Below are 23,353 nucleotides of genomic sequence, written 5' to 3' on the forward strand. Positions count from 1 at the left end.
GTGAAATCGGTTCCGCTTTTTTTACATTGTATCTCGATATTTAGTATTAATTTTTAAGATTTGATGGCTTATCTGTTCGGCACTACGGTGGTTTTCATCATTGCCAACCATTGGAAAGACAGTGGTTAACCAGTGAATGCCCTCCGTTAAGGTACTGAAAATGAAAAAGCCGGCATCAATTTCACCACTAGCATTGATGGCTTGATCAGAATCAGCATCGATGTTGATGGCATTAATTTTTACTGCTCGTTCATTAGCATCCTTGAAAGCAGCTGGGGTGATGATTTTATGTTTTACCATTCCGTTAATTAATTCACTTTTGGTAGTTGCGAAGTTCAGCCGAGGAATCCGTGCTTCGATTAAAGCATCGGCGATTACGGGATCTTTTGGATAGTACTTTGAAAGGGCTACGAAATGTTGGTTAGCACCAATTACGTTCATTTGTGGTCCTAAAATAGTAACCACGCCAGCGTGCATTAGGGCAATTAATTGTTTAAAACGAATTGCAGGGGCACCATTGGAGAGAAACTGGCTGTTAGCTTTAAAGGTAGTTAGAAATTCACTAAGGTAATCAGCTTCTGTAAAGTCGTTTTCTACAATCGTGTCCCGCATCGTTTGACGAACCTCTTTATATACCGTTAGGGCGGATGATAATGGTCCTACGCCAAGGCCCAATTCAGCATCGCTAGCGACCGCGTTTAGCCAGTTGAGCAACGTTTGTTGATAATCGGCGGTGGTTGTGATTGGAGTCCCAGCAACTGGGTTGAGCAATAACTCCCATCTGAGGATTTCATTAGGTTCAAATGGTCCCGATTGGATGGCAGCATCGGGATCTTTTACGAACTGGGCGGTGAATTGATCTATATCAACTTGCGGATGGTCACGCTTAAGGATCATTTGATAGTAAACGATTTCAATTTCACGACGCATTAATTGACGGAATTGCTTAACCGAAAGCTTACCATTGATCTTATGCTTTGCGATGTTTTCTTTAGTCATAAAGTGAGCCTTGAAGTGATATTCGTTTGTCTCCTTAACGACGGCCTTAGGATAATACGTGACCCCTCGTCTGGAGCCTGCAAATATGTGAGGCTCATGTCCAGATGGCTTGTAAATAAAGGTGCCATCTTCATTTTGGATAAATTGTCCCCCACGATCTACGGTCAATTTAATCATTTCATCAAAGAAGCTCATTCCTAATCCCCTGATAATTACGTTTTGGGCATCATCGATTGGATAACTCTTTACATCACCAGGGTAGGTGGGGGCTTGGTAGTAAAGGTTATTTTGTTCAGCATAATCCCTTAATGATTCCTCCGTGGGCGTTAGCTGATTGACATTGGTATTGATCGTTAGGATTACATTATCAAACTGAAAAGTCTGCTCATCAGCATTGATGGACCAACCATTAGCGGCTTTATTAACATTTGTTACCGCCGTTTGATGGTATGTTACTGTAACCCCAGTGGGGAGGGATTTGACCAATGATTGGTAGAACCATTGGGCATAGACTCCCAGTAATACCCGAGGTGAGTATCCGTTGGGGGTCAACGATTGTGCTAATGGTAGTAGCTTTTTATCGTACCCATTTTCATTAATGAAGGCACTGGCTTTAGTTTGTGACCATTGGTATAGGTTTAGCGCATTATCGTCATCTTTAGCTGGCAGTGAGATATCTTCTGCGATTGTGTTCATGATTAGATTAGTCGATTGATCAACTCGCCAGACTTGGCCGCCAGGTAAAAACGGGTCAAATAGGTGGATCGATAATGAATCGATCTGACTATTATTAAAATTATGGATTAAATGTGATAGTGTGATTAACCCGCGCGGGCCACTACCAATAATTCCAATGTTCATTCTTATTCCTCCTATTGATTGATTTCTTTAGGATCATAAACGCCGATATCATCAACGAATAATTGTCCGCAGTAAGCTTGCCCATTAGTGGAATTCATCCCGTTTTTGGCATAGGCAAACGTTGCGGTAGCATTTGCATGCACTGCGATTCCCATTTCATCACCCAGATCCACGTTGAACCCAGATGGAACATCGATTGCGAGTGTTTTGGCATCACTATTATTGATGTTTTCGATGATTTGTTGATAGTTGCCACTAACTGGTCTTGAAAGGCCAATGCCAAATAGGGCGTCAATGATCACGGAGTAGGTATCCCAATTGATATCTTGACTAATAAATTCAACACCATATTTTTTGGCAAAGTCTAATTGTTGGATTCTTTCAATGGTGGCGTGTTTTTCGTTGCCAGCCAATAAGACCTCGACTCTTTTACCATGGTTTTTTAATAGGCGTGCGATTGCCAGACCGTCACCGCCGTTGTTACCAGATCCGGCAACGATTAAGACTTTATCTAGGGGCCATCTTAAACTATTGAGGTTTTCAACGCTTTTGAGTGCAGCCCGTTCCATTAGAACCAGGGATGGCACCCCGATATCACGCATTGTATATTGATCGAATGCTTTAGCATCACCAGCGGAAATTGTTTTCAAAGCGACACATCCTTTATTAATTATTATGTTATTAACATTATTAAACAAATTAAAAATTAAATAAAGAGACTCGTGTTATAATTTTACCAATAATAAAGTTTGAGAGGTTGGTTAAAATGAGTGAATATATTCCTGAAAACATGCGTGAAGTAAAGCATGCCCTAATCGATTTAGAAGATGCTGGTAAACAGGTCGACCCAGATGAATTTATTGCTAAAACGGTTGAAAATTTGTTTCAAATTTATTTAGACGAAGCAGAAGAGGGGCACTATGATACTGCTAGGCTCACGGCTCCTGATCGATTTCAAATTTTTGATTTAGCTAATCACGTTATTCACGAAGAAAAATCAGCTAGTGATAGCTTTGTAAATGATTTTAAAAACGATGCTGATAAGTTATTGATGCATTTAGGCGATGTTGCATACGATGTGGCAGCCCAATAAAAAACAGGCCAGCGAATTTTCGTTGGCCTGTTTTTTTGGATTATTGTAAAACTTTTAACTGAACGCTGGATTGATCAAGAATGTGTCCATTCATTGCGGATTGCATTTCATTGAGCCAAAATCCCTCGTTTAAGTTTAACTTAGTATCTAGCGCATACATAGTTAAGGTATATTCATGATCACAGTTGGGAGGGGTGGGGCCTAAATAGCGCTCGCTGATGATTGGATCCAGTGGCCCTGCTAATGGACCAGCAGTACTATTTTTACCGTGAGTGAGCGGAATTAGGTCCTCGTGGCTAGCGTTTTCGGGAATCGTCGTGGTATTAGGATCGATATTAGCAGCGACCCAGTGAATATAGGCAAACCCACAAACTGGAATCGAATCCCAATCGAGCATCACCAGTGATAAAGATTTAGTTCCATCGGGAACCCCACTGATTTCAATTGGAAAAGAAATAAATGGAACGTTTCCGATTTTTTGACTATTTTCTGCATGCTTTGTATACTTATTACCTAGATGGTTATTTTCTAGTGGAACGTTAATATTCATAAGTAAAGACTCCCTTCATTAATATTATTATACGATATTACTGATAAGTTAAATATTAAAGTCTTTCTTAACTATGGTGATAATTTATCATTTATCACTGTTTTAATTCGGCGTTTTATTATATAATAACCTCTAGACAGTACTTGATGTTACTGAAAATAAGCGTTACATAAGGTAGGTAATTAATTTTATGAACTTTTTTATGAACTCAAGCTTTAACGCTAAAAATTCAGGAATCGAACATGCTCAATTAAAAAGAGCGTTTCTTTTCCGTAAGAATAAAGAAGCTTACAAGCTAGTCTTTCGCGAATGGAACCCACTTCTTCATTTCCACTTGAACAACGTTGGGATTCATGATGATGAAATCTTAAACCTTTTTGATTTCTTCCAAGAAGCAGAAGATGTTAAGGAAAAGGCAGTTAGACCAGAAGACCTTGATTTTGGGGTTTCTGATTTAACTTACCAAAATGACGATGAACACAACCGAGTAATTGTTTTCAAAGACAAGTTAATCATTGCTCGTGTTAACTGCTTTGGTAAGGATATTACCGATGACAAGCGTGTTCAATCAGTAGAACTTTTTGATGGTTTTGCTAACTTGTACCGTGTTGATTTCTACGATTACCGTGGATTCAAGTCAATGGTTCAATGGTATACTCCAGATAACAAGATCGCTACTGAAACTTGGTACAGCGTTGATGGTCGTCCAGTTGTTGAAGACTACTACCGCTTAAATGCTCAAGGTAAGATGGACAAGTCTGGTTGGAAGACTATTGATCGCAAGGGAACTGTTCGTCAATACGACACGATTGATGGTGTTCTTCTTGAATTCTTAAACGCTAATAACCACAAATATCTTCGTAAAACTAAGCCAAATATCTTCATCATGGACCGTTCTGATCTATATGAAGAATTATTACCAGAATTACGTGAACCTGCATACACTGTATTGCACCTTCATAACTCACACGCTGGTGATGCTCAAAAGCCAAATACTTCTATCATGAACAACAACTACGAATACAGTTTAACTGATGCTAACAGATATGATGCCATCATTTCTGCTACCCATAAGCAAACTGAAGATGTTGAATACCGTTTTGCTCCTAAGGCTGCGATGTTCACGATTCCAGTTGGGGTTATTCCTGATAAGCACTTTGACGAACCACGGATTCCAATGAAGGATCGGAAGTTCGGTAGCGTTATTGCTACTGCTCGTATCGCTCCTGAAAAGCAATTGGATAAGGTGATTCGGGCTGCTGGGATCGCTCGTAAGACCGTTCCAGAAGTGACTGTTGACCTTTATGGATACATTGATCACTCCAATGATGATATTGCAATGAAGCGGATTAATGCTGCTATCAAGGATTACCACATGGAAGATGCTGTGCACATTCACAGTTACGTTAACAACGTTTCCATCGTTCAAAAGAACGCTCAAATCTACGGTTTAGCATCTGTCATGGAAGGTTTTAACTTGGCCATGATGGAAGCTCAATCCGAAGGTGATGTTGGTATTACTTACGATGTTAACTATGGTCCTAACGAATTAGTAGTGGACAAAGAAAATGGTTACATCGTTGATTATGGTGACTACAAGAAGATGGGGCAACACATGACCGACTTATTCACCAATCCTGATCAATTACAAAAGATGTCTGACAAGGCCTACGAACTTTCAAAGCGTTACTCAGAAACTAACGTTTGGAAGGCTTGGAAGGAATTATTAGATGACGCTGCTAAGAAGTGGAAGCACAAGATGGCAGTATGGAACCCTGATATTGAAAAGGGTCTCGAAAAACTAGATTAAGGAGCGGCTGAATAGATATGACTAAAACGTTTTTATTTGTAAACGAAAACATTTTTACATTCAATTCCGGAACTGAATTTTCCGCAATGAATCGTCAAAAATTATTTAAAAAGAACAAAAGAGACTCAAAGATTGTTACTCGTAATTACAATCAAGGTCTTCATCAAGAAATTGAAAAGTATGGTTTGGGTAATGACGACATTTTAAACATGTACGATTACTTCCAAAAAGTTACTGATGTTCCTCACAAGCATGCTTTCTTACGTTATTCAGACATGGTTGATAAAAATGAATACAAGATCGATGGTGTTGATAACAACAAATCATACGTTGAACAAAAGGGTAAGGTTGTTGCACAAGTAAACATCTTCCCACTTACTGTTGGTGAAATTGGAACGGTTGATTTCTACGACCGTTTCGGTAACACTAGTAGTCGTGATGTCTGGGATGGACGTGGTTTCCGTTCTAAGACTCAATACCTTCATCCAGATGGTCAAGTAGGTCATGAAATCCTATTTGATTACGAAGGTAATCCAGTAATGGAAATTACTCACATGAACATCAATGGTCAAGTTCACCCAACCATGTTCAAGTTATTGAACTACAAGGGTAAGAACCACCGTTTCAATACTGAAGATGACCTATTCGAATTCTTCTTAAATGAAATTGCTGACCCAGAAAAGACGGTTCTAATTAACGACCGTCCTACTTTAACTGAAGTTGTTGCACGGATTAAGAATGTTGCTGGTAAGTACCAATTCTTACACAACGAACAAACAACTGATGCTAACTTAGCTGGTAGCGCAAAGGGTAAGTTATACCCAATCCTTGAAACGTTATTCCACAATCACTTAGGTGACTACAATGGTTTAATTGTTTCTACTCCACAACAACGTGATGACTTAAGTCGTCTTTTCCCAGAAATTAAGACTTACGCAATCTTCGATACTGCATTATTTGCTGAAAAAGAAGCTGAAATTCGGAAGTCACTCGAAGATGACCGTGATAACAACGTTGTTTATGTTGGTCGGATCTTCCATGACAAGCATATCGATCAATTAATTCAAATTGTTAGTTTTGCTAAGAACCGTGTTCCAAACATCCACTTAGATGTTGTCGGTTACTTTGAATCAGAAGAATATCGTCAAGAATTATTGAACTTAGTTAAGAAGTTAGGTCTTGAAACTAACGTTGACTTCAAGGGTTACCTTGTTGGCGAAGATAAAGAAAAGGTACTAAGTGCCGCCAAAGTAATTATCCAAACTTCATTCGGTGAAGGTTTGAGTATGTCATTGGTAAACGGACTTGAATACGGATTAGCTGAAGTTGCTTACGATGTTAACTACGGTCCTAGAAATATCATTGACAACGACGTTAATGGTTACCTAATTCCTGCAGGAAACGTTCGTGAAGCTGCTGGTAAGATCGATGAAATTTTACTAGACAGTAAACTATTCAAGAAGTTAAGCAACGGTTCATTAGTTAAGGCTAAGGAATTCAGTTCTGAAAACGTTAATAAGCAATGGGATCAAGTTACTAAATAATTTGACCTAAGCAAATAAAAAAACTGTGAATTTTTCAATTCACAGTTTTTTTTATTTAGTAAAGTTTAAAACGTAATATCCTTGCCCATCAGATGTAATTGTATAGTTATTATAACCAGCTTGAATCCAACTAGATTGGGTTGCTTTCGCCCAATTGGTGGCATCGGAAACTGAGCTGAATTGACGTGGTGCACTAAAACCTCCATTATTCTGCGGAGCAGGGTTATTTTGGCTTTTTCTATCATTAGCTGGGTGGTTATTAGCGTTAGTTCCCTTATTAGAACTCTTATTAGTACTATTACTATGCGTAGTTTTACTGCTGGAGCTAGCGCTATTTTTACTGGATGAACTAGCACTGGTACTGCTAGCACTAACCATTGATGACGATGATTGTCCAGCTTGGTTATTATCGTTAGCGGTCAAAAACTTAATCCCAACTACTAGCATTCCAATTACGATTACTAATCCTAAAATCCAGGGCCAGACCTTGAAATTTTTAGGATCTTGATTGGGTTGTTTTTGACTCCCATTAAAGTCGTAGCGTTTGACTCGCGATTGCGGTTCTTGCTTACTCAAATATATCCCTCCATAAGTTAATGCTAATCTAGCATTAACTTATATTATAACAAAAAACCGCGACAATGCCTATTTTTGACATTGCTGCGGTTTTTTAATATTTAATTAGTAGGGTCAAAGAATTGATATAAATCTTGTTTGGTGATGGATTGTTTTTCCGTCCCTCGAATATCATATTCAATCTGGCCTTGATTTAAAACGATTAGTCGATTGCCATACTTAATTGCATCATCTAAATGGTGGGTGATCATTAAGCAGGTAAGTTTTTGTTCTTGAACGGTGCGATTAGTCAATTCCATTAATTCTTGGGAAGTGTTAGGGTCCAATGCAGCCGTATGTTCATCTAATAGCAAGATTTCAGGTTTTTTAATGGTGGCCATTAAAAAGCTGAGCGTTTGTCTTTGACCTCCTGAAAGATTACCAGTAGGGGTGTTTAAGCGGTCGCTAAGGTGATTATGCAACTGACTTGTTATTTGTTGATATTTGCCCATTTGACGCCGTAAATGGCGGGGGGTTAATAAACGTTTTTGTCCACGCTTTTCAGCAAGTAACAGGTTTTCAGCCACCGTCATTCGTGGGGCGGTCCCTAGCTTTGGATCCTGGAAAACACGGCTTAGAAATTGGGTCCGTTTAGCAACTGACGTTTTAGTGATATTCTTGCCATTCAATAATAGTTGTCCAGAAGTAATCGGTAAATTACCACCAATGGCATTGAAGAATGTTGATTTTCCAGCCCCGTTCGATCCTAGGATAGTAATAAAATCACCTGGATAGATATCTAAACTAACGTGGTCTAAAATGTTTAATGGTTTCCCACCGTTTGGGTGGACGGTTTTAACAACGTCTTTTAATTGAAAAATTGGTTTATTCATTGCGTTCGAACCCCCGTTTCAAAGTGTGCATTAAATTGAACTTGTCCTTGAATGCTGGCAAACTCATGCATAGTGCTAAGATAATTGATGAAATTAAGTTCAAGTCGTTGGCATTGAAACCAAGTTGTAGAACGATTAGTAAAACGAATCGGTAGAGGATACTACCAAGCGTAACGGCAACGAGTCGTTGATTCATAGTTAGGTTGCCAAAGACGACTTCGCCAATGATTATGGATGCTAATGCGACAACGATAATTCCAATTCCCATGTTGACGTCTGAATACCCATTATTTTGTGCAACAAGGGCACCCCCAAGGGCAATGACACCATTAGAAACGCTAACGCCTAAGCACTTCATTGCATCGGTGTTGATTCCTAATGATTGCGCCATGGTTTCGTTATCACCAGTGGCAATAAATGCTTGTCCTAGGTCAGTTTGTAAGAAGTAAATGATGGCAATCGTTACGATTGTAATGACGATCAATCCTAAGAACACACTGTTGAAGTAATTAGGGAGTCCTTGGAAAATTTTAGCATTCAAAAGGTTCCCCTTGCCTAATAGTGATACGTTCGCAGCTCCCATAATCCTTAGGTTAACTGAGTAGGCGGCTGTCATGACTAGGATTCCTGATAGCAACACTGGAATCTTGGCCTTGGTATACAATAGTCCGGTCACTAACCCTGCGATGGCCCCACCGATAAATGCACAAAGGGTCGCAACGATTGGTGAATACCCATGGGCGATCATGGCAGCAGCGATTGCAGCCCCCATTGGGAAGGTCCCTTCGACCGTCATATCAGGAAAATCTAAAATCCGAAATGTCAAAAATAGTCCGATGCCAAGTACACCCCAGAGGAGCCCTTGACCGATAGCAGATACAATTAAACTCATTTGATAACCTCTCCCTTCGTTTCAGCTTCTTTCATAATTGAAGCTGGAATCTGAATGTGTAGTTTCTTGGCTTGCTTAACGTTAACGATCATCTTACCTTGTTGGAATCTCTTAACTGGGGTGGTAGCTGGGTTTTCACCACGGAGAATTTTGGCAGTCATTTTACCGATGGTTACCCCCATTTGAAATTGATCAACTCCGTAAGTAGCGATTCCACCAGATTTAACCATGAAGTCGACTGAAGGAAAAACAGGGACGTTTGATTTATCTGCGTTGGCAACTAAGGTGTCCATTGCTGCAGCAATCGTGTTATCGTTAGGAACGTATACGGCTTGGACTTTGCTAACCATTTGGCTGGAAACTTGATTCAAGTCGTTTGAATTAGCAATTGTGTATGTTTTAAGATCGATGCCTTCCTTTTTGCAAAGAATTGCGAATTGCTTAGCTTGGGAAGTTGATGATGGATCACTAGATGTATAGATAATACCAAGGGTCTTTAATTTGGGCATGAAGGCCTTGATGACGTTCAATTGCTTTTGGAGTGGTGAACCATTGGCGACCCCTGTAATATGACCGCCTGGGTGTTTTAAGTTGGAAACTAGACCAGCGCCAACGGGGTCGGTGATGGCACCTAGGATCACTGGGTTATTATGGATGGTGCTAGCTAATGCCTGAGCGGATGGGGTGGTGATTCCAACCGAGGCAGTGGCGTTTTCGTTGGCAAACTTGGTACTCATGGTCTTTAGATTACTTTGATCATTTTGCGCATTTTGGTAGTCAATTTTAATGTTCTTACCAGGTTGATATCCGCTATCCTTAAGTCCCTGAATGATTCCATGGTGAATGGCATCTAAGGAAGGGTGGGTCATTAACTGTAAGATTCCTAATGTCGGGATCTTTGCGCTAGTAGTGGTGGTAGCGTTCTTTTCTTGGAAGAATGCGAAGCCAAGAAATACGAACAGGATGGTGATGAGTGCATACATTCGTTTCATAATCAATCTCCTTAATATTATTTAAACGTTAAAACCATAATGGAAACAAAAAGGCGAACTACTTAGACAGTCCTAAGCAGTTCGCCTTAATTGGGTTCAGCTTTGACCGGTTTAAGTTTTGTCCGAACAAGCTGAATGATTTCTTTGAAGAAAGAGCCGGTCCAGATACGCCTTTGCATGATAAAAGGAAGCCGTATCTGTTTGAAGATAACGACTTATGACCGGTTTTGCCAACGAATTGATGAGTAAGCTAATTTAATATTATTCATTGGTTCTTTCTCCTTTCTACTTTTAAGATTAGATTTATTTTAATATATTCTTTAAATGTTTGTCAAGCAAAAAAAAGAGATTAGCAATTTTGCTAACCTCTTTCTTGTTGATGTTCAATTATTTTAAATCTCCATCGACCGTATCATTTACTTCTTTTGCTTTATCTAAATCATCATCAGTTTGGAAACTGTAACTAGAAATTCCCCAGTAGTAGAATACCAGTGCAACTACGATAATTACAACGAAGTCGAGTGGGTATGGGAGGAAGTTGATTCCATTAAAGTCCTTACTACCTAGGTATGAGACTGCTGATAAGAAGATCAAGTAGACGATCATCCATAGTGCAGAAATAAATTGTTTTCTAGTTTCCTTCCATTGGTTTTTCCATTCAAAGTAGAAGTAGAATGGAAGCCCCAATAGGATTACTAAGATAACTTGAACCGTTGTTGGCCATTTAGCCCAGTAAGTGGCTAAACTAGCCATCACAAAGGCAAATGGGGCCATGAAGTTTAATAACTTCAATCGAATTGGCCGCGTAAAGTTTGGCGCAATTCTTCTTAAAGTGGCCACCGTTACCGGTCCAGTTAGGTAGGCAATCAATGTGGAAGTAGAGATAACGCTGGCAAGCGTAGCCCAACTTCTAAACGATGCCACTAGCAATACTGAAATAATCAAGTTGGCAACCATCGCAACCCGTGGCACACCCCAACGTTTGTTGATTTTACCTAAGAATTTAGGCATGTGTTCGTTTGTAACCATTGCGGCAAGGGTCCGACTAGTTTGAGCAACGAATGAAACTCCAGTTCCAAATGGTGATACGAACGCATCTGCATATAGCATCACTGTTAACCAATAAAGGTTAAGTCCCATTGCGATATCAGCAAATGGGGAATTGAAGTTAACACCGTGCCAACCATGGGCAAGGTTTGCTGGTTCGATCGAACCAATAAATGTAAATTGAAGTAATACATAAATCACAGTACTAATTCCAAGTGAGATGATAATCCCACGTGAAATATTCTTTTTCGGATTTTCAATTTCACGTCCCATATTAATAACCACTTGGAAGGCATTGTATGAGAAGATGATCCCAGAAGCAGTCGTAGCTGCAAAGATGGAAGCACTTCCGTATGGCATAAAGCCACCTAATGCAGGGTTATTAAAGTCTTGCGGTGTGAAACCAGATACTAACAACATGATGATCGTGATGATTGGAACCCCTAGCTTAAAAATTGAAATAAAGCTAGTAAAGTTCGCTAATAAATTAACTGACCAATAATTCAAGAGGGTAAATACCAAGATGAATAAGAAGACAATTAATAGTCCTTCATTAGTAATTTCTCCATTGCTTAAAAACCCTCTGGTCCAGTTCGCCCATGACCAAGGCCATGAACTCATGTATTGAACCGCGGCAACGGCTTCAATTGGAATTAAAGTAACTAGGGATACCCAGTTTGCCCACGCCGCAATGAACCCTAGCAAGGATCCATGCGAGTATTGAGCATACTTACTCATTCCACCACTTTCAGGAAACATCGTTCCCAATTCAACGTAATTAAATGCGATTGAACCAATCACGATTGCTCCAACGACCCAGGAAATAATTGCAGCTGGTCCGGCGACTTTTGAAGCCTCCCAAGAACCGAACAACCATCCTGAACCAATAATGGAACTTAAACCTAACATTACAATTTGAAACAAACCAATCTTACTTTTACTATTTTGTTTTGACATAGTTCTCCTTTCACGGTCTTTTAGTATTTTATCAAATATAATAATAATTGCAAATGAAAAAATCAGTATTGGCGGGATGTTAAACGCTTTCATTCCGTTAACCAATACTGATTTCACAATCTTTATAAAAAGCTAGATAAATTATTGAGCATGTGAATGGTGATGCTATAGCGAACGTCCTTAAAGTGCAGGTAGGTGAATGCTATGATCCAACCGATTGCTGAATAGAACATCCAATTTACGCTGAAATTAAGGGTATGCATAAAGCCGAACACCATTCCACAGACGATGATTCCGCACCACTTATGCAGGCCACCCTTCTCAATTGCAAAGAAGTAGTTGAAAAAGATTCCGCGGAAAATGAATTCCTCAAATATGGGGCCGATAAAACTAATATCAATAAAATTAGGCCAAAACATTTGTTTTACTGATTGATTGAGGGCATTTTCATTACTGGGTTCACTCAAGAACTTGGCGTTAATTAGTGCTTGCCAAACAAATTGCATGGCCATCAAGAGTGCAAAGATTAAGCAGAGTTGGATGATTGCCCGTTTGTCAATCTTTTTGGTGCCAAAGCCAAATGGATTGCGCTTGTTGAGTTGCTTGTTGTAACGCCAGATAATAAAGGCCAGACAAAACAAGGCCACGACCAAAGCAATGACCAGCCCGAAGAAGATGGTGCTGGTCGATTGATGAGGGGACACAAAGCTCAAAAAGAAATCACCAATTAAATAAACGAGAATGAAACCAATGAATTTGAGAATTTTGAAGCTTTGGGTTTTGATGTATTTCATAATAATGCCTCACTAAGTCCTTACTTGGTTTCACAAAGTTGAATTAGATTACGGTCTGGATCATAGACCGTAACGGCGTTCATTTTACCGTTGCTACCTTGAATTTCGGAAGGGCCGCTGACGATGTCGACACCATAATTCGCCATGTGGTTTATAACATAATCGAGTGAATCCTTTACGATCAATGAAATGCAACTGCTCCCAGGAGTTGGCATTGCAATTGATTCTGCACTAGCAACTTCTTTGGTTACAAAAATGATTTTTTGATGACCAACTTGAATTGCAAGGTGGTCCCCATCCATACTAATAATTGGTAAGTCAAATACTTCATGGTAAAAACGCATGGTGGTTTCTAAGTTAGCAACGGTCACTGTAATGCTGTCAATATCTTTAATCTTCATTTTAAATTTCCTTCCTATCTTGAATTAACAGAAACATTATAACATAGCCGCAAAATCTTAATCTTAAAGTGGTGGTAAAAGCGGGCTGAACAGTTTACAATATAATTAGCAGATTGTACGAACAAAAATAAGGAGTGAAACATTTTGGCATTACTTGATGTTCAGGATTTGAGCATGAGTTTTGCAGACAAAACCCTTTATGAAGATGCTGACTTCCAACTCAATAAGGGAGAGCACATGGGAATTGTTGGGCAAAACGGAGTCGGGAAAAGTACACTGATTAAAATTATTACTGGTGTCGAGCTTCCTTTGACGGGCTCAATCAAGTGGCAAAAAGGGGTCAGCATCGGTTATTTGGACCAATATGCTGATATTCCAGATGGGATGACGTTGATTCAGTTTCTTCATACCGCATATAAAGATCTTTATGATATGAATGACCGTATGGCTAAATTATATGAAGAATACGCTACTAATATGGATGATAAGCTTTTGGAAAAAGCGGGACGCATCCAAGAACAATTAGAAGCAAATGGTTTCTATGATATCCAGACCAAAATCGAACAGGTGATTACGGGATTAGGATTAGATGACGTTGGTCGTGATCAACCCGTTGCCAATATGAGTGGGGGTCAACGTTCCAAAATTATTCTGGCAAAATTAATTTTGGAAAGTCCAGAAGTGATCTTGTTGGACGAACCGACTAACTACTTGGATACGGCTCATATTGACTGGCTGGTAGATTATTTAAATCATTTTGATGGCTCTTTTATCGTTATTTCCCATGACTATGACTTTTTGGAACAGGTCACTAACTGTATCTTAAACGTTGCGTTTGGCCAAATCCATAAGTACCGTGGTAGTTTTAAACAGGCGATGCGCCAAAAGGATGAACGTGAAAAAGCCCAAGAAAAGGCTTATGAAAAGCAACAAGTTGAAATTGAAAAGGCGAAGGCATTTATTCGCAAGAACAAAGCGGGGAGTAAGTCTAAGATGGCTAAGTCACGTGAAAAGCAACTTTCCCATATGGACATCGTTGATCCGCCTTCAGCAAATGAACATGCTAAGTTTGATTTCCCATACTTAGATACTGGTTCGCAGAATGCATTATCCGTTGACCATCTTTCGGTTGGATACACGAAGCCCCTGTTACAACCAGTGACGTTTACCGTTACGACTGATCAAAAGATTGGCTTACAGGGATTCAATGGGGTTGGTAAATCGACCTTGATCAAGAGTATCTTGGGTAAAATCAAACCACTTGGTGGTGAGGCTGAATTTTCGCCTTCTGCAAAGGTAAATTACTTTAGCCAAGACTTAGTATGGAGTAATCCGCAGATGACCCCAATGCAAATTGTTCAAGATCGTTTTCCTAAGCTCGAACAACGTGAAATCAGAACCAAACTGGCTAAGTGTGGAATTGGTCCTGATAACGTTAGCAAGCCAATGAATGACCTCTCTGGTGGGGAACAAACTAAGGTCAAATTAGCAATGATGGAATTTGTCCCTAGTAATTTCTTGATCATGGATGAACCGACAAATCATTTGGATGATGAAACGAAGGATTCTTTGAAGCGGGCAATTAATAAGTTTCCTGGCAACGCCATTATCGTTAGCCACGAATCATCATTTTATGATCATTTGATCGATAAAGTAATTGATGTTGAAAAGCTGAGTTTAAGAGCTCAGCCTAAGTAATATTGAGTGCCGAAATGGGTTGAACCGTTGCGGCACTTCTTGTTTAGTAAGGAGCGAAATCAAATTAAAACGAACGTAAAACCATATTTATACGCTACCACATTGTTATTAACATTGGCAGCGACAGGTGCTTTTAATCAAACCGCAAGTGCAGATAGCAATAACCAAACGCAAGCGACTGCAATGACTACAGCTGCAAAAGATACAGCTACCACGGCCACGGTTCAAGCAACGAAGGCTAAATCATCAGCATCCAGTTCATCGAGTAGTGCGAATAAGGCATCCTCAGCTGCCTCAGTTGCATCGAGTAGTGCAGATGTAATTAATGGCAGGGCAATTTCTTATGCGAGTGCAAGTGTGGACGTAAATGCCCAAACGATTAATACAATGAATAGCTTTGTTGCTAAAAATCCAGACGTAGTTGATTCGACTTGGAACCAAAATTTCCATTTTAATGCCTCCGATGGATATTCAAACGATATTCAATCCATGATTCCCCACTATAATAGTGATGGATCAGTGGAATACTGGGATATTTATTATCTAGCACAGCCACTTGCTAAGGTGCAAGGGGTCCAATACGAATGGAAGCACATGGTAACGACTGATTTTAAGACCTTTAGGGACTTTGATCCATCGAATCGCTTTAGTATTAATAACGTTGCAATTCCTGATAAATACTATACTAATAGTACTAACGGGACTTCATTTCAAGTCGCTGACACTAATCTCAACGGCCTACCTTGGGGGGCAGCGGCTTCTGGAACGGTCTTGAACAATGATGGCCATTTTACAAAGGATGAATACGGCAACACCATTTTAAAAGATGCTAAACTAGCTTACTTTACTAACTTTTCTGGTGGCCAGACCATCTTCTTAGCGTACAGTAACAATGATGGCCAGTTCCATCCATACGGGCCAACCCCAGTTATGGATCCTAAAAAGATCGATGGACTACAGACTAAGGATGATTTTAGAGATCCATACGTTACTAGACTCAAAAACGGTAATTTTGTTGCTTACGTTGCCGGTGGATTAGACGATCGGATGTATGTATTAACTAGTTCTGATGGGTTAAATTGGGATTATCATCCTGAATACACAATTGACCTAACTGGTTATCATGTTTCTGAAATGCCAGTTATTAAGGAAGTTAGTGGGCAACCAATGATGTTCTTTATTGCCGGAAGTAAGGACTATACTGGTAACCAAAGCGGTAGTTATGTATTAACCGGTTCGTATAATTCTGATGGAATTTTTGTTAAGGATTCAGATTCTAAGGTTACGAAGATGGACGATGGGTTTGATAACTTTGCTGCTAACTACACCTCAGTGAACTCCGATAAGTTAATCTCAATGGCTTGGTTAGGCAATTGGACTTATTCACCGAACCTTTTTAACTATAATAACATTAACCACTTTGGTAGTTATACGCTAGCACGGACGATTACCTATAAGAATGGTAACTTCCTAGTCGATCCAATCGAACCCAATTCAAGTAAGATTGGCACTTACGATGTGAAGGCTAAGTCCTCATTTTCAGTGGGAACTAATAATAAGGTGGACTTAAACTTCAGTGGTGATCAAACCATTAAGCTGACAAGGCAGGATGGGACCAACAATAACGTTAATCTGCAATTAAAGGGTAAGCAATTAACGATTAGTAGGACTTGGGATATTAACAAAACGATGGATAAAACCGAAACCATTGACCTCGGGACGACGGTTAAGAATGCGGTCTTGTATGTTGATAATAGTTCGATCGAAATATACCTACCAGAAATTCATAAAATGTACACGTTAATGACGCTTAGTTATAAGCAAAATAGTGGTTATAATATGGTGGTTTCTAACGATGCAACAGTCAATTATTCAGCATTTAAGGTTGATAATCAGACCGTTACTAGTGATAACAAGCAAGCATTGTTCACGGCTGCTAAGCAACAAGCTCAAACACGTGTGAATGCCTATCAAAGTAATCTGATTCGTTCTTTTAAGGCGACCTTAAGTCGGACAGAATATAAATCGGTGGCATCTTCAGTTAAAAGTCAATTACAAACGACCCTTAGCGGATTAAATGATGCGCAAACCAATGGTAGCCTTGTTAAGATTGAAAGTAAATTTACGAAATGGTTAAACAGTCTCTCTGCTAAAGTTGCGAACAGCGTAAAACAAATTACCCTGAAAAAGGGAGCTAAACTTTACACGAATCCGAATGGGAGTAAATTTAGCGTAATAAGTAAAAAATCTAAGGGCGTAGCAGTCCAAAAGATGGTTAATATTAATGGCCAATACTGGTATCAAGTAAAGGTTAATAATAAGGTTGGCTACGTTACTAAATAAAAAAAGACCGCTAAATGCGGTCTTTTTTATTTACTTGTTAAAAGTGTCGTTTTCGACGGAACGAATAAAGTCTGCCAAGTGTTTGTAATAAACGGGGGCATTATCGATCATGTGGTGGTGTCCACCTTCTGGTGTTGAAACGAATTGGGCGTTTGGAATCATTTTGGCCATTCGTTTTCCAGTCTCAATCGGCATGGATTCATGTTCACCAAACGTAACCAGTGTGGGGACGTGATTATCCTTTAAGTGATCAGTATTATGCCATTCACCTAATTTACCAGTGATCACAAATTCATTGTCACCTTGGAAAGCATTGTAAATAGTGGTATTAGCGGTGCTAGTCAAGTGTGAAATGGCAGGCGGTTGTTTTCTATCAATGTAGCCGCGGTTAAGCTTATCAACGTCATTTTGATAACGTTCATTATCATAATCATTGTTAGCTTCACATTCCTTCATGAATGCTAATTCGGTTGGTGAAAATTCCCGTTCACGAATTTGATTTAAATGCTTAGTATAATCATCAATTTCATCGACCATCGAAGAAATGATTGCACCCTTGAGGTGTTCACCGAAGTTTTGGGCGTATAGTTGGACCAACAACCCACCCCATGATTGGCCAATTAAGTAGAACTTATCGATGCCTAGCTTTTGACGGACTTCTTCGACTTCATTTAAAAAGTAGTCGTAGGTCAATACTTTTTTAGCGATTTCTGGGTCATCAAAATCAGGAGAATCAGAGTACCACGATCCTAGTTGATCATACATGTGGACTTGAACTGATAGCCCCTGTTTTCTTAATTGTTCAGCAGTGTCTTCCCAGTATTCATGATTGCCACCAGGCCCACCATGTAAAGCGAGCAGGTGAATTGACCCGGTGCCTGAAGTATGGGTCCAAAGATGGTACCCGTTATCTAAGGTAATGATTTTAGTGCCTGGTTTCATTTAAAGTCCCCATTTCTAATTATTTAATTATTATCTTACCACTTTTTAATCTTTTTTGTGAAGCAGGGGCACTGTAATTGAGGATTGATTAGTGTTTAGGTGGTAGCTTACGCCCATTGTACCGCGTACGGTCATCGATAGATCAGTTGCATATACAACTAGGCCAAGTTTTCGACCTGCGGGGATGGTATAGAAAGTTGGTTGTAGCTCGAAGGATAAATTGTAGTATTGGTTGGCCTTGAGTTCGTTGACGCGGTAACTATTTTGTCGATTTTGCATGTTCAAATGGCCAATTGAAATCATCTTGAACGGGGTCGGATTGTCTTGGAGCGTAAATTCCTTCAAGGAGTCCTTGGTCCATTGGTAACCAGCATTAATTACGTTCAAGCCAAGCGTGGTTGGGTGGACATTCAATCGCTTAGCATCACCATAGTCAATCAGCATGGCACTCACTAACCCGACGTTATGGTCACTGGCCATCGTGAGGTCTAATTTGACCTTACCATCGATGGTGATTGAATTTTGAAGGGGTTTAGATTGAAAAATTAACCGCGTGTTAGCGATTGGCGAATCGCTTGTGGCAACTAGGTCGTTCAACCATTGATCATATTGCCCGTTTTTTTCATTCTTAGTGTATTGAGCCATTTGTTCGGCACTGAGTTTATCCTTAAAGGATGGGGTAACGTGGTCGTAAGGATGGCTAATTTGATTTTGATCGTTCAAATTAATTTGTTTAGTTACTTGGTTACTACTCCAGTCCGTTAGTTGATGCCAAGTAGCTGGTTTGACGTTATCTTGAATCGTAACCGAAGGAATCAAGTCGTTTGCCGAATTGTCGACATCGAGAAGTTTGTTGGATAACCATAGGTTCATCATGTCAGTAAAATCGAGCGATTGAAAGTTATTGATATAGATGTGTTGCCCTTGGTGCAAGAATAGTTTGGTTTCAACGGGGACCTTTTTTAATGCTTGATAGAGATTTTCCACATTGCGCGGTTTAACATTCCAATCGTTCAGCCCATGAACTAATACCATGTCAGCCTTAATGTTTTGCACCTGTTTAAGGTAGTTTCTTGCATCCCAGAATTGATTATAGTTACCAGTGGTTCGATCTTGTTCCCTGGTAATATCAGCAAGCTGGCTTTGCCACTTATTCTTGATGCGGTAATAATCACCTGCTTTTTGTTCCCGACTGAACGTTTCTTCGGCTAATACATCGGCATCTTCACCTTGAAACCCACCAGGGGCTACGACAAGCCCGTTTTCGCGGTAGTAATCATACCAGTTTGAAATGGCTGCTTCTGAGATACAGGTTTTAAGGCCTTCGACTCCGGTTGTAGCCGCAGCCGTCTGCAGGGTCCCAAGGTATGAGCGCCCCGTCATCCCAATGTGGTGATTGGACCACCAAGCTTCGATCTTGACTTCTCCACAACGGTTAGTAAATGCGTTGCGCTTACCATCCAACCATTCAATGATGGCCGTAGTTGAAAGGGTTTCAGCATGATCACCAGTGGTTCGTAATCCATCAGAATCCTTAGTCCCAATCCCAGCAGCATACACCACCGCAAAGCCTCGTGCTAAGAAATAGTTGTTCAATGTGTATCCCCAACCGTTATTAAAGTGTTCTTCGGCATGTTTAGTCGTCTTCCCGTTGCCAGGCCGCTTAGCAGGTAGTGGCTTATTGATTGGCTGACTTTCAATATCTGATAATTCTAATTGGTTCGGCTCTTTCCGTGCAATCGGTTGGTCAACTCGATGGGTCAATTTAGCCCCCGCAATATCATTGGTCCCTTGATCATATGGACTCGCAGTGTAGAGCGTCGGGACCTTTAAACCATGTTCAGTTTCTGATGGTCTAATGACGTGTGCCATTAATAGATCGCGCTTGCCATCGTTGTCGGTATCTAGATCAGATTCAATATAAACGACTTCGCGAATTAAATGATCAGTGTTAAAAACTGGTTGGGTCTTGCCGTTGAAAATTAACGGCTTAGGCAGATCAGGAAACTGTGCTAGATAACCATTTGATGCTAGATCATCGAGGTAGGTCTGCCCGAACTTAGTGTGGGTATTTAACAATTGATACCACGCCGTGATGAGCGTTTTAGAATCAAATGGACTTGTTTGCTGCTCTGGCAGCGGCAGGTTAAATTCTCGCCACTTTACTAGTGGGTTTGCAAGTGAAAAATCTTCGTTGGTTTGAAAATGTAATAATTGCAACGCTAGGTTATAAAAATTAGTTTGGGTAACGGGGCCATTTTGTTTAAAAAAACTGCTGGCGTCTTGTTTTTCATCAACCATTAGGTCGAAAAGTGCAATTTGTTTGCTAGTATTCGTGCGGTAATTAACGAGGACCCGATTTAAAAAACTGTGCAGGAGTTCTTTGACGGGGAGTTGCTCATTTTCAGCATCTAAGAATCTAATCGTATGTAATTCCGTAACGATTTTCGGAAATTCAGTGGGAACTAAAGCAAATTGATGGTTTTTCATCTAAAAACCTCCTATGATTTGTTATAATTAAAATAGATATTAACAAAATTATGAATTAAAAATAATAAAATAACAATAGAAAGGGTGGATAATTTATGAAAACAGAATTAGATGGTGGTGCCATCGTGTATCGGATGGTTGAAAACCATCCTGAATATTTATTGTTGAAGAGTGCCACTAGTAATTTTTGGGGGTTCCCCAAGGGGCATCTAGAAGGCGCTGAAAGTTATGAGGCCGCTGCAATTCGGGAGGCCAAAGAAGAAACTGATTTGGATATTAAATTGGATACTCAATTCAATCATGACCTAGAATATGATATGAATAACGGCAACCATAAAGTCGTTAAATTTTTTATTTCTGAAGTGGCTGCTAATTCAAATATCACTAGGCAAGAAGCAGAAATTAGTAATTATGGTTGGTTCGATTATGAACAGGCACGTCAACAATTAACTTATGACAACTTAAAAATGTTACTAGACGTAGCAAATAAATATCTGACTAAATAGTGGGTGGAGCGATATGAAAAAGATGGTGCTAGTAATTACAGGAGCAGCCGGGAGCGGAAAGACGACGATTTGTAAGTACATCTGTGCCAAATATAAGTTACCTAAGGTGGTGACCCATACCACTAGGACCCCACGCAAGGGTGAGCAGAATGGTGTTGATTATTACTTTGAAAACGACGCCAGTTTTGCTCAAAAACATTTTTTAGAATCAGTTCATTATTCTGGTGCTCAGTATGGTTCTTCAATGGAAGGCATATCAGAAGCTTGGAAATCGGCTCCGCTCGCGTGCATTGTTTTAGATACTAAGGGAGCGATCGAATATCAAAATAAGCTCGGTGACCAGGTAGTAATAATGTATTTAACTGTGAATAACGGGCAAAATAGTTCGGAAGCACTTCGTAAACGCATGGAAGGACGGGGCGATGACCCAGCTAAAATTGCCATTCGGCTGCAAAGCGCTGAGAATCAACGTGATCAACAGCTTCCTCCTGAATTAAAGGATCATGCAGTGGTGATTCAAAATAACGAATTGTCAGCTGCTAAACATAGCGTAGATGCATTTATGATGCGCCTACTGAATAAATTGAAAAGTTATTAATCTTTAATGCTTACTTAACAAATCCTTTATAAATATCTGGTAGGATGATTCTTATTAACTTGAAATGAAATCGGGATGATTTAAAATGGATAAACGAACTCCGCCAATCATTACGCCATTCGCAATCCTATCAATTGCATTGGCAATGAGTGCGGTTAATATCGTAAACAATAAGGTAACCCATACTAACGAAGGCGCACCCGTCCAAAGTTCTTCAATTAGTGGGTTTCATCAAAGTAGTGACAGTAGTAATAAGGATGCCCCTAAGGATAAGAACAAGGACTCAAGTAGTGACTCTAGTAGTAATGATAGTACTGATAGCTCCGCTAGTTCTAGTTCTGATAGCAATAAGGACACCACTAGTAGCAGTGATCAATCCAGTACGAATCGTACGGATTCTAGTTCCAGCAGCAAGGAAGAAAGTGATAGCAGTAGTTCTTCTAGCTCTAGTTCTAGTAATGATAATCAAAAAACAGACACCAACAATGACACTACTGATAACACCCAATCATCTAGTAGTAGTGATCAAACACAAAATAATTAGGGGGTAAAATTGATGTTTACTTTTTTAGATGCAGTGAATCAATATCTGGGGTACATTAATTTTAGTCCCAAATTAAAAAATCAAATTTATACAGTTGTTGGTGGGGTGGCCACTGCCTACATGATATATGCAGGGATTCGGTTCTTGATTAACGGAGTGGTCTTACAGGGGATTTTATTCTTGATCGTGGGACTATTGATGTTGTACTTCTTATTTTTAAATGTTGTGTACTTCTTTACTAAATATAAAGCCCCATTTGATATTTCGCCTAAAATTGAAAAGCTATTTAGGATCAAGCCCCGTCAACCCCAAGCTGGTGTTTCAACGAAGCCAGTGATCGATGACATTCAAAATCCCCTTAATATTCCAATGGATGGCTTTTATGACCCTAAGCATGTCTTACCAGCAAGGGTGGTCAGTAACGCTAGTGATTTAAAAAATATTAACATGATTGCCCATGACATGCTTACGAACTCACTAATGACCGATAATTATGCAGGACTAACGGAACAAGAATTAAGTAATTATTTAAGTCGGAGTCGTAAACCAGCTTATGCGATTTGTGCAGGGGCGTTAGTTCCCCACTTTAGTTTGAAGCGGGTGGGGCAAAAATACGTTGCCTATGCTGGAATAAACCAAGCCCATTTACTGCAGGTTGGAACCGTTGTGCGGGTAGGGCTACAATCTGCTCGTAATTTAAATCCAGATCGGATTCAACTATTTGCCGCATCAGCCATTTTAGTTGGTGGTAATTATAAGACCAGTGGCCGTTCGGGAACGATTGATCAAAAACAGGGGTATCAAATTCAGATGCGGATCGCATTCAATCAATAAAATAAAGCGT

21 protein-coding genes are annotated in these 23,353 nt (G+C 39.8%); 9 read left to right on the forward strand and 12 right to left on the reverse strand.

The features are described from left to right. Nucleotides 1-21: 21 nt before the first annotated feature. Nucleotides 22-1,860, reverse strand: a complete 1,839-nt coding sequence (locus ACSYTE_RS02645; RefSeq protein WP_491717166.1) for an FAD/NAD(P)-binding protein — start codon at nt 1,858-1,860, stop codon at nt 22-24. Nucleotides 1,861-1,871: 11 nt separating this feature from the next. Next, nucleotides 1,872-2,510: an NAD(P)H-hydrate epimerase gene (locus tag ACSYTE_RS02650; protein WP_491717167.1), complete on the reverse strand. Its 639-nt coding sequence runs from the start codon at nt 2,508-2,510 to the stop codon at nt 1,872-1,874. A 116-nt stretch (nt 2,511-2,626) separates the two neighbouring features. On the opposite strand from ACSYTE_RS02650, the gene ACSYTE_RS02655 reads away from it, so the two are divergent. Further along, the gene (locus tag ACSYTE_RS02655) at nt 2,627-2,953 is read left to right on the forward strand and encodes a hypothetical protein (RefSeq protein WP_491717168.1); all 327 of its coding nucleotides are present in this window, start codon (nt 2,627-2,629) and stop codon (nt 2,951-2,953) included. A gap of 40 nt (nt 2,954-2,993) precedes the next feature. Here ACSYTE_RS02655 and ACSYTE_RS02660 read toward each other — a convergent pair whose 3' ends face one another. Next, a complete protein-coding gene (locus ACSYTE_RS02660; protein ID WP_491717169.1) occupies nt 2,994-3,503 on the reverse strand; it encodes a YbhB/YbcL family Raf kinase inhibitor-like protein in 510 nt (169 codons plus the stop codon). A 190-nt stretch (nt 3,504-3,693) separates the two neighbouring features. On the opposite strand from ACSYTE_RS02660, the gene ACSYTE_RS02665 reads away from it, so the two are divergent. Both ACSYTE_RS02665 and ACSYTE_RS02670 read left to right on the forward strand, forming a co-directional pair. After that, entirely contained in the window at nt 3,694-5,313 is a 1,620-nt protein-coding gene (locus ACSYTE_RS02665; RefSeq protein ID WP_491717170.1) for a glycosyltransferase, read from the forward strand. Between the two features lie 17 nt (nt 5,314-5,330). Continuing rightward, nucleotides 5,331-6,857, forward strand: a complete 1,527-nt coding sequence (locus ACSYTE_RS02670; protein WP_491717171.1) for a glycosyltransferase — start codon at nt 5,331-5,333, stop codon at nt 6,855-6,857. Between the two features lie 51 nt (nt 6,858-6,908). Here the strand turns inward: ACSYTE_RS02670 and ACSYTE_RS02675 are convergent, their stop codons facing one another. The 7 genes from ACSYTE_RS02675 to ACSYTE_RS02705 all read right to left on the reverse strand — a co-directional run bounded on the left by ACSYTE_RS02675 (nt 6,909) and on the right by ACSYTE_RS02705 (nt 13,388). Next, complete coding sequence (locus ACSYTE_RS02675; RefSeq protein ID WP_491717172.1) at nt 6,909-7,433, reverse strand: hypothetical protein; 525 nt, start codon at nt 7,431-7,433, stop codon at nt 6,909-6,911. A 101-nt stretch (nt 7,434-7,534) separates the two neighbouring features. Beyond that, complete coding sequence (locus ACSYTE_RS02680) at nt 7,535-8,305, reverse strand: ABC transporter ATP-binding protein (RefSeq protein ID WP_491717173.1); 771 nt, start codon at nt 8,303-8,305, stop codon at nt 7,535-7,537. Further along, the gene (locus ACSYTE_RS02685) at nt 8,298-9,197 is read right to left on the reverse strand and encodes an ABC transporter permease (protein WP_491717174.1); all 900 of its coding nucleotides are present in this window, start codon (nt 9,195-9,197) and stop codon (nt 8,298-8,300) included. The genes ACSYTE_RS02680 and ACSYTE_RS02685 overlap by 8 nt, the downstream gene beginning before the upstream one ends. Further along, the gene (gene trpX / locus ACSYTE_RS02690; RefSeq protein ID WP_491717175.1) at nt 9,194-10,189 is read right to left on the reverse strand and encodes a tryptophan ABC transporter substrate-binding protein; all 996 of its coding nucleotides are present in this window, start codon (nt 10,187-10,189) and stop codon (nt 9,194-9,196) included. Before trpX ends, ACSYTE_RS02685 begins: the two co-directional genes overlap by 4 nt. Before the next feature lie 387 nt (nt 10,190-10,576). Further along, a complete protein-coding gene (locus tag ACSYTE_RS02695) occupies nt 10,577-12,193 on the reverse strand; it encodes an APC family permease (protein WP_491717176.1) in 1,617 nt (538 codons plus the stop codon). 122 nt (nt 12,194-12,315) lie between these two features. After that, complete coding sequence (locus tag ACSYTE_RS02700) at nt 12,316-12,987, reverse strand: CPBP family intramembrane glutamic endopeptidase (protein WP_491717177.1); 672 nt, start codon at nt 12,985-12,987, stop codon at nt 12,316-12,318. 20 nt (nt 12,988-13,007) lie between these two features. Next, the gene (locus ACSYTE_RS02705; RefSeq protein ID WP_491717178.1) at nt 13,008-13,388 is read right to left on the reverse strand and encodes a VOC family protein; all 381 of its coding nucleotides are present in this window, start codon (nt 13,386-13,388) and stop codon (nt 13,008-13,010) included. A 144-nt stretch (nt 13,389-13,532) separates the two neighbouring features. On the opposite strand from ACSYTE_RS02705, the gene ACSYTE_RS02710 reads away from it, so the two are divergent. Together ACSYTE_RS02710 and ACSYTE_RS02715 are read left to right on the forward strand one after the other, a co-directional pair. Next, nucleotides 13,533-15,086, forward strand: a complete 1,554-nt coding sequence (locus ACSYTE_RS02710; RefSeq protein WP_491717179.1) for an ABC-F family ATP-binding cassette domain-containing protein — start codon at nt 13,533-13,535, stop codon at nt 15,084-15,086. A 39-nt stretch (nt 15,087-15,125) separates the two neighbouring features. Next, nucleotides 15,126-17,429: a glycoside hydrolase family protein gene (locus tag ACSYTE_RS02715; RefSeq protein WP_491717180.1), complete on the forward strand. Its 2,304-nt coding sequence runs from the start codon at nt 15,126-15,128 to the stop codon at nt 17,427-17,429. 30 nt (nt 17,430-17,459) lie between these two features. On the opposite strand, the gene ACSYTE_RS02720 is transcribed toward ACSYTE_RS02715, so the two are convergent. Further along, nucleotides 17,460-18,371, reverse strand: a complete 912-nt coding sequence (locus ACSYTE_RS02720; protein WP_491717181.1) for a proline iminopeptidase-family hydrolase — start codon at nt 18,369-18,371, stop codon at nt 17,460-17,462. A gap of 45 nt (nt 18,372-18,416) precedes the next feature. After that, nucleotides 18,417-20,861: a Xaa-Pro dipeptidyl-peptidase gene (locus tag ACSYTE_RS02725; protein ID WP_491717182.1), complete on the reverse strand. Its 2,445-nt coding sequence runs from the start codon at nt 20,859-20,861 to the stop codon at nt 18,417-18,419. A 95-nt stretch (nt 20,862-20,956) separates the two neighbouring features. On the opposite strand from ACSYTE_RS02725, the gene ACSYTE_RS02730 reads away from it, so the two are divergent. The 4 genes from ACSYTE_RS02730 to ACSYTE_RS02745 all read left to right on the forward strand — a co-directional run bounded on the left by ACSYTE_RS02730 (nt 20,957) and on the right by ACSYTE_RS02745 (nt 23,343). Then, nucleotides 20,957-21,367 (forward strand): bis(5'-nucleosyl)-tetraphosphatase, encoded by a 411-nt coding sequence (locus ACSYTE_RS02730; protein ID WP_491717183.1) that lies wholly within the window; start codon nt 20,957-20,959, stop codon nt 21,365-21,367. A 13-nt stretch (nt 21,368-21,380) separates the two neighbouring features. Then, a complete protein-coding gene (locus ACSYTE_RS02735; RefSeq protein WP_491717184.1) occupies nt 21,381-21,965 on the forward strand; it encodes a guanylate kinase in 585 nt (194 codons plus the stop codon). An 85-nt stretch (nt 21,966-22,050) separates the two neighbouring features. Continuing rightward, complete coding sequence (locus tag ACSYTE_RS02740; protein ID WP_491717185.1) at nt 22,051-22,509, forward strand: hypothetical protein; 459 nt, start codon at nt 22,051-22,053, stop codon at nt 22,507-22,509. A gap of 12 nt (nt 22,510-22,521) precedes the next feature. After that, nucleotides 22,522-23,343: a DUF6681 family protein gene (locus ACSYTE_RS02745; protein WP_491717186.1), complete on the forward strand. Its 822-nt coding sequence runs from the start codon at nt 22,522-22,524 to the stop codon at nt 23,341-23,343. Nucleotides 23,344-23,353: the final 10 nt, after the last annotated feature.

This window comes from Nicoliella sp. ESL1120, assembly GCF_058508515.1.